Origin of the sequence: Okeania sp. SIO2F5 (assembly GCF_010692685.1) — a bacterium.
Classification (GTDB): Bacteria; Cyanobacteriota; Cyanobacteriia; order Cyanobacteriales; family Microcoleaceae; genus Okeania; species Okeania hirsuta.
This window is the reverse complement of record NZ_JAAHGU010000231.1, coordinates 1-6,291: the sequence shown is the minus strand read 5'-3', so window position 1 is coordinate 6,291 and position 6,291 is coordinate 1. Positions and strand designations below refer to the sequence as shown.

Below are 6,291 nucleotides of genomic sequence, written 5' to 3'. Positions count from 1 at the left end.
CTACATATTCTCCTACGCTATGCCCCATGAGTATATCTGGTTTGATGCCCCATGACTGCCATAGTTGACACAGAGCGTATTCTATGGCAAATAAGGCTGGTTGAGTGTAGGCTGTTTGGTTGATTAAGTCAATGTTTTGTGTTGTTTGTGTATCTGGATAAATTACGGAAAGTAAGGAATGTTCTAGATAGGGTTGCAAGAGCTGGGAACATTGGTCAACTGTGTGGCGAAATAGTGGCTGAGTTTGGTATAACTCTTTTCCCATATTCAGATATTGGGAACCCTGTCCTGTAAATAGGAACGCTTTTTTGGGTTGACTATTGTTACTTAAGGATAATTTTTTTGAAAATATTTCAGCTACTTTTTCTCCTCTCCTAAATTGTTTCAATTTAGCAAGTAATTCTGAAGTATTAGAAAAGATAACTGCCAATCGATGATGAAAATGAGACCGCCCTGTATTAGCGGTAAAACAAATATCTGCCAAGTCTAATTTAGGATGAGTCTCCAGATAACTTTGATAACGATTGACTAATTCAATTAGGGCAGTTTCTGTTTTTGTTGATAAACTTAATAAATGTTGTGGGCGCTGTTGTAAATTATTTCTGTTGTCTAATGATAATTTATTATGGGTTTGAAGAGGTGCTTCTTCTAGAATTAAATGAGCATTTGTTCCACTCATACCAAAAGAACTAACTCCTGCAAATCTCTGTTTTTCAGAGCGAGGCCAAGATATTACCTTTGTAGGAACCATCAGAGGACTTTTCTCCCACTCAATATGAGGATTTGGTTTAAAAAAGTGTAAATTAGGAGGTATTTCTTCATTGTCCAAACAAAGTACTACTTTAATTAAACCTACTATTCCAGCAGCAGCTTCTAAATGACCAAGATTTGTTTTTACAGAACCAATTATTAAAGGATTTGACTGACTACGATTAGCACTTAAAACTGAGGCTAAAGCTCCCACTTCAATAGGATCTCCGAGAGATGTACCAGTACCATGAGCTTCTACATAACTAACTTGAGATGGATGTAATTTAGCATGATTCAGCGCTTGAGTAATTAATTTTTCCTGAGCTATTTGATTAGGAACAGTTAAACCACTACTGCAACCATCATGGTTTACTGCTGAACCTCGAATTAAAGCCCAAATTCGGTCTCCATTTGATATTGCATCAGATAAACGTTTAAGAATAATTACTCCACAACCTTCACTACGACTAAATCCATCTGCACTAGCATCGAAAGTCTTACATCTACCATCTGGTGACAAAGCTTTAGCCCTTGATAAAAAAATTGTTCCTTCTGGTAACAAATTGAGATTAACTCCACCAGCTATAGCTAAATCAGATTCTTTATTTCGTAAACTTTGACAGGCTAAATGTACTGCTACTAGAGAAGAAGAGCAAACTGTATCAATAGACATACTTGGACCTTGGGAACCAAGAATAAAAGAAAGACGTCCTGATGCAAAAGACAAACCGTTTCCAGTGCCATCATAGATACTTATATTTTCAGGACGATTAGAATTTGCTAGGGTAAATCTGCTGTATTCATTTTGAGTGATACCAAAAAAGATTCCCGTTTGACTGCCTTGCAATTTTGACGGAGAAATTCCACTGTGTTCTAAAGCTTCCCAACTAACTTCTAATAGTAACCGATGTTGAGGATCGATACTAACAGCTTCTTTAGGAGAAATACCAAAAAATTGAGGATCGAATAAATCTATCTGCTCCAAAAATCCTCCACATCGCGTGTAAATTTTGCCAGGACTTTCTGGATCGGGGTCATAATAATCATTAATATTCCATCGAGTTGATGGAACTTCAGTAATAGCATCTACTCCTTCAGATAAAAGATTCCAGAATTCTTTTGGAGTCTTAACATTTTTAGGAAAGCGACAACCCATACCAATAATAGCTATTGGCTCTGTTTGAAAATTCTGGAATTTATCTAATTTTTTTTGCAATTGCTCAATTAGTAAAAATGAGCGTTGTAAAGGAGTTAAATCTTTCATTTGATTTGATTGATTTTTCATTTATTTATAACTCCTCATTAACAAATAAATTTAATTTTTGATCGATTATTTCTTCTAATTGTTTTTCTGAAAGCTCTTTTGTTTTAGCTAACAATTGTTCTTGTGTTTCTTCGTTAACCTCAGTTTGCTTTCTTTCTATAGTTGAATTGCCTTCAACCTTTACATCTAACAACAACTCAGCCAAATAATCTACTAGATTCTTCAAGGTTGGATATTTAAAAGTCAAAGTTGAAGGCAACTCACATCCTAAACTTTTTTGTAAAAAACTCCTCAACTCTACAGACATTAACGAATCTATTCCTAACTCAAAAAAGCCTTGACTAAAATCAATATTAATAAATGAATTTAAGCCTAATACTTGAGCTACTTGTTGACGAACATGAACTTCTAATAATCTCCTTTGTTCGCTAGGGATCAACATCTTTAAATGCTCTAGAAAATCAGATTTTAATGCGGGTACAGTATTAACAGTTTTTTCTTTCCAATCAGCTAAAAACCGCCATTGTGTTACTCTGTCTTGCCAATTTAACCAATTAATTGGCAGAACTCCTACTTGTACTTCAGAAAAATTCATCAACTTCTCTAATGACTCTAAAAACTTCTCAGGAGTGATGGCTTCTATACCCAATTTTTGCTGGAGTCGAATATCTGCACCTTTTTCAGCCGCTTCTCCTACAACTGAAACAGCACCCCAATTAATACTCAGTCCAGTCAAGCTCATAGCTTGACGATAATGAGCTAAACAATCCAGAAAAGCATTTGCAGCGGCATGATTTCCTTGACCTGCTGACCCCAAAAGAGAAGCACCTGAAGAAAACAATATAAAAAAGTCCAAAGGCTGATTTTGAGTCAATTTATGTAAAATCCAAGCCCCCTCAACTTTTGGAGCCATTACCTGCTCAAAACTTGACCAACTTTGGTTGACAAGAACTCCATCTGACAACATTCCAGCAGAATGAATGATTCCTGCTAGCGGAAAAGTTGAAGTTGAGTCTATCTTTGCTAGTACCTTTGTCATAGAATCTACTTCTGACACATCAGCCAGTTCCACTACCACTGAAGCACCCGCTTCTTCTAGCAACTTTAACTTGTTTTCACTAAATTCATCGGGTGGACGGCGACTCACCAAAACTAAATGTTTAGCTCCTTTTTTGACCATCCAATCAGCAACTAATAAACCTAATCCACCCAAACCTCCGGTAATTAAATAGGAAGCATTTTGAGAGAAAGCCACAGATTTTTCTGATTTTTTGGGAGAGCTAGCTACTAAACGAGATATGTAACGACTATTTTCTCTAAATGCCACTTGGTCTTCTTGGTCTTCTGAGTAAATTTCTTCAAATAGTTTTAATGCTTGGTCTTCCACACTTTGGTAAGGATCTAAATCAACTTGCACACATTTTAGCTCTGGATGTTCCAACCCGATCACTTTTCCCATTCCCCATAAAGAAGATTGAGCAATTCCTGAAATTACACAATTAGTTTCTGGTACAGGTTGCGAGCCACAAGTTACTAGCCATAATTTAGGTGATTCAGTTAATCTTCCTTTTACTAATGCCTGCACTAGAGATAGTGTGGTTCCACAGCCTCTTTGTGATAATTTTTTTAAGTCTTGAGAACTAATATCTTTCCCAACCATAGCCTCTGTAGGCCACAAATGAACTATTCCATATATTGAGGGCAAGTTTGTTGATATTTCAGCTATTAGTTGCTCAAACTCTTCTGGTTTGTCAGGATTAATAGTAAATTCAGCTAACGATCCTGAGTCAGAAAGATATTTGTATTCCTCACCTATAAATACTAAGGTACAGTTATCTCCTAATGACTGCAGTTGACTTGCTAAGTGTTGAGCATATCCCTGATTATCTGCTAAAATTAACCAATTTTTATTAGATTTTGAGGAAACAACTATATCATCATTATTAGCTCTAGCCACAATTACGGCTTGGTTGGACAAGACTTCAGGCATTCCTTTTATTTCTGGTAAAGTTACTACTTGACCAAAACCTTTTTCTTTTAAAACTTGTTGCCACTTAAAGCGAGAAAGCAGAGGATAGTCTGGTCGTAATTCATAATCTCGGAATTTCCACCATCCTTCCAGTAGTCCAAAGATTAAATCAACCCACCTATTTTGAGTTGTAGCTTCGTATAATATTAAAATCCCACCAGGTGCCAACAGTTTTCGCACATGAGATAAAACTTGCTTTATATTGGTAGTTGCATGAAGTACATTGGCTGCAATAATTATATCATTCTGATGAGAATCAAACCCTTGACTGCTTGGATCTATCTCTATATCTAAAGTTCGATAGTTGACGAAGGGATAATCATGAAATTTTTCTTGTGCTTTAGTTATAAACAATCCCCCAATATCGCTGAATGTGTAATCAATTTGATGGGGATTTAGATGGGGCAAGATATAACTAGTTGTACCTCCTGTACCAGCACCAATTTCTAACATTCGTATTCCTCGTTGTAAAGATAATTTCTCAATTGCTTGAGATATAACTTTTTGTACTAAGGTATTCATAATTTTAGCTGTAGGAGATTCTTCATAGAGTTGAGTTGTTGTAGTTAAATCTCCTTCAGGAAATAGTAATTGTACTGGGTCTTTTACACCTTTTAATACTTCACTTAATTGAGTTCCACAGCGATTTAGAAGACTTAATTCTGCTTTGGCATCAGGATATTGAATCAATAAAGTCTGACTTTTTTCTTCAGGATTAGATTTTTTTAAAGGCTGGAGCAATTGCCACTGCTCTTCTTTTTTCTCTAGAATTCCCTCTTCAGCTAAAATTTTTAATATACGTTTAAATAACTGTCTTTGATTGGTATCTATACCTAGATGTTTACTAGCAGTATCAGTAGAAAAACATTCCATTTGTTTGTAGTTCCAACCTAGGTCTATTATTGCTTTTACTATATAATCTAGACTTAGCTCTTCTAAGCTACTTTCGATTTGAGAGCTATTTTCTCCTATTGTTGTAACTAATTCTTCGAGGTCAGGAGCCAATTGTTGTTCAATTTCTCTTGGTGTTAGTAAATCATTTGTTGGTAATAGTTTTCCAAAACGACTTTGGGGTTTCCAAGCTACTGAGTAAAACCAGTTATTAATTAATTCTACTTGATTTTCTATTAAGGTTTGAGGTGATACAAGTCTAAGTTTTAAGCCTTCTACTTGGGCAATAATTTCTCCTTCTAAATTAGTTAGAGTAACTTGAGCATTTAGATTTTCTTCATCTTTTTGGTCAGATTCAGTTATTACTGCTATTGCCCACAAAGATAGACCAGGAGGATTATATACTTTTAGCCTATTTATTCCTATTGGTAAATACGTTTGTTGGTTGTCAGTTTTTGGTAATATCTGAAAAATTAGTTGTAAAGCAGCATCTAGTAGAGCTGGATGTATATAATAATGAGTTGCTTCTGCTACTAGCTCTAGGGGTAATTCAATTTTACTGATAGCTTGGTTTGTACTAGACCATAATTGTTTGATTCCTTGAAAATTACTTCTATAGTCAATTCCTAGTTGCTGGCATTTTTGATAGTGTTGTTTTATTTCTATAGATTCAGTACAATCGCTTAGATATTTTTCTATGTCAATTTTTTGAATTGTACTTAAATTTTTCAGTGGCTTAATTTTTCCTTCTACATGAAGATTCCAATCTGAAAAACTTTCTTCTTTTTTGGAGAAAACTTCAAATTTATAGGTATCTATATCTGATTTGCTAAGAATTGTTTGAACTAATATTGATTGAGTTTCTGGAAGTATTAATCCGCGACTAATAATTACATTTTCTATTACTATATGAAGTGTATAAAATAAAGTTTTAGCTGCATAAAGCCCCATTTCTAGATAACCTGTAGCTGGGAAGAGATTGTTTTCAAACACTCGATGGTGACTAAGATAAGCTGGTGATTTTGCTGTCAGGTGTGCTTGGAAATAATACCGATTTTCTAATCCTGCTAGCTGTAGTTTTTGACCTAGTAAGGGATGAATAATTGTAGCTGTTAAGTTTGAAGTTGACAACTTTGATTTAATTTCAGTCTCTATCCAATAACTTTGTCTTTGAAAAGGATAAGTGGGTAACACTACTTTATTTCGTCGATCATCTCCCTCAAACCCTAACCAATCTATATCCACCCCCTGTACATACAATTTTCCTAAACTACACAGCATCTGTTCCCATGCACCTACTTCTTCACGCAAAGATGCTAACCATAAGTACTTGTTTTCTCCTACACATTGACTTCCC

General features: G+C 35.2%; 2 protein-coding genes. Both read right to left on the bottom strand.

Annotated elements, in window-relative coordinates:
- A partial coding sequence (locus F6K27_RS31935; protein WP_287279873.1) for a type I polyketide synthase occupies positions 1 to 2,035 on the bottom strand: 2,035 nt, incomplete at its 3' end.
- A 4-nt stretch (positions 2,036 to 2,039) separates the two neighbouring features.
- A partial coding sequence (locus tag F6K27_RS31930) for an SDR family NAD(P)-dependent oxidoreductase (RefSeq protein WP_287284805.1) occupies positions 2,040 to 6,291 on the bottom strand: 4,252 nt, incomplete at its 5' end.